This window comes from Neisseria sp. HMSC068C12 (assembly GCF_001814095.1).
GTDB classification, from domain to species: Bacteria; Pseudomonadota; Gammaproteobacteria; order Burkholderiales; family Neisseriaceae; genus Neisseria; species Neisseria perflava.
Map to the genome: position 1 here is coordinate 1 of NZ_KV814791.1, position 644 is coordinate 644.

At 57.5% G+C, this 644-nt stretch carries 1 protein-coding gene; it reads right to left on the bottom strand.

From position 1 onward, the window contains the following. Positions 1 to 644 (bottom strand): DUF6531 domain-containing protein (locus HMPREF2952_RS11460; RefSeq protein WP_283120692.1); only part of this gene is annotated, 644 nt, incomplete at both ends.

Consider the following 644-nt stretch of genomic DNA (forward strand, 5'->3'; position numbering starts at 1 on the left):
ACCACTGCCGTCGTATTCATAGCGGACCAGCGGCATACCGACCCGGACCGTTTCGCCAAAGGATGGTAAACCCTCCAACAGCGACACCGACAGCAGCCGCATTCTAGGCGACTGCTCATCGGCCACATTGCCGAAGTTTAGCGAGAACACCCGGCCGTTGCCGTCGATGACGTATTGCGGCAGACCGGTCAGCGGATGATAGACGAAACGCTGATGGTTGCCGTTGGCGTCTTCCACCGCGACCAGCGGGAAGAGGGTGGAATCTTCATCAGAACCGTCCTCCGCCACCACCAAAGGCGCAAAACGCAGCGCTATCGAACCGTCCAGAGAAGCAATGACATAATGGCCGTCCGGGTTCTTGCTGAACCAAATCTGTTCGCTCTCAAACAATACCGGCTCTTCGTCATCTTCATCGACTTCCGGCAAAGGGAACAAACGGCCCTGATCGTCGATATAGGCCAATCCGGCCGCATCGCGGATAATGCGCTGGCAGCCCGGTACGCTCCAGCCCTCGCCGAGCCAGCCAGTACCGTCTTGGTCGGAATAATAGCTGCGGCTCCAGACCAGCGGCAGAATACCTTCAAAGGCAAAGTCGGTTTCACCCTCCAAAAACTTCAAACCGTGTATCGGATTGACCGGACGGC